Origin of the sequence: Arthrobacter sp. 35/47 (assembly GCF_000520475.1) — a bacterium.
GTDB lineage: Bacteria > Actinomycetota > Actinomycetes > Actinomycetales > Micrococcaceae > Arthrobacter_D > Arthrobacter_D subterraneus.
Window position 1 is genome coordinate 31,521 of record NZ_KI914593.1, and the last position, 988, is coordinate 32,508.

Sequence of the window (988 nt, forward strand, 5' to 3'; positions counted from 1 at the left end):
AGACCACGTTTCATGAGTGTTGCTGTCCCCCGGGAAAGGGCGCCTCGACCAGTAGCGGCGCCGTGGAAAGTCTATAGCGTGGCGGGCCGTCCTCCCATGGGCACCGGTACCCATGGGAGGACGGGTGTTTCAGGACCCTGCCCGGGGCTTCAGCATCGCGGCATGCCGGACGGCGGGTTGGTTCCCCGGGTGGTGTGGATGCCCTTCAGGAACAGTCCGTTGTTGTTGGCGTCGGTGTTGGGCCCGGACTGCTGGCGGTACCAGGTGCCGCTGGACCGGGTGATGTAGCAGTTGGACTGCATGGTCTCGCCCGCATAGAGCCAGTGGTTCCCGATGCAGCCGCTGCCGGTCCAGTTGGTTCCGTTGGCCGGGTCCATGCAGCTGCGCGAGCTCAGCTGCCCGCCGCCGGTGATGGGCCAGGGCCCGTTGTTTGCGGGCGGCGGAGGCCCGCCACCGCGAGCGCCGTGCCGGACACGATGGCGCGCCTGCGGCGGTCAAGACCACGTTTCATGAGTGTTGCTGTCCCCCGGGAAAGGGCGCCTCGACCAGTAGCGGCGCCGTGGAAAGTCTATAGCGTGGCGGGCCGTCCTCCCATGGGCACCGGTACCCATGGGAGGACGGGTGTTTCAGGACCCTGCCCGGGGCTTCAGCATCGCGGCATGCCGGACGGCGGGTTGGTTCCCCGGGTGGTGTGGATGCCCTTCAGGAACAGTCCGTTGTTGTTGGCGTCGGTGTTGGGCCCGGACTGCTGGCGGTACCAGGTGCCGCTGGACCGGGTGATGTAGCAGTTGGACTGCATGGTCTCGCCCGCATAGAGCCAGTGGTTCCCGATGCAGCCGCTGCCGGTCCAGTTGGTTCCGTTGGCCGGGTCCATGCAGCTGCGCGAGCTCAGCTGCCCGCCGCCGGTGATGGGCCAGGGCCCGTTGTTTGCGGGCGGCGGAGGCGGCGGCGGAGGCGGCTGGGCACCGCTGCGGGCTGAGGCCTGCGC

2 protein-coding genes are annotated in these 988 nt (G+C 68.7%); both read right to left on the reverse strand.

Annotated features, from left to right (window positions below):
* Window positions 1-149 precede the first annotated feature (149 nt).
* Complete coding sequence (locus X803_RS0107880; protein ID WP_026544712.1) at window positions 150-377, reverse strand: hypothetical protein; 228 nt, start codon at window positions 375-377, stop codon at window positions 150-152.
* A gap of 269 nt (window positions 378-646) precedes the next feature.
* Window positions 647-988 (reverse strand): hypothetical protein (locus tag X803_RS22215; RefSeq protein WP_026544713.1); only part of this gene is annotated, 342 nt, incomplete at its 5' end.

What these genes read in the sequence shown, in the direction of transcription:
- X803_RS0107880 (WP_026544712.1), bottom strand. Translation starts at nt 377, where the DNA reads ATGGACCCGGCCAACGGAACCAACTGGACCGGCAGCGGCTGCATCGGG.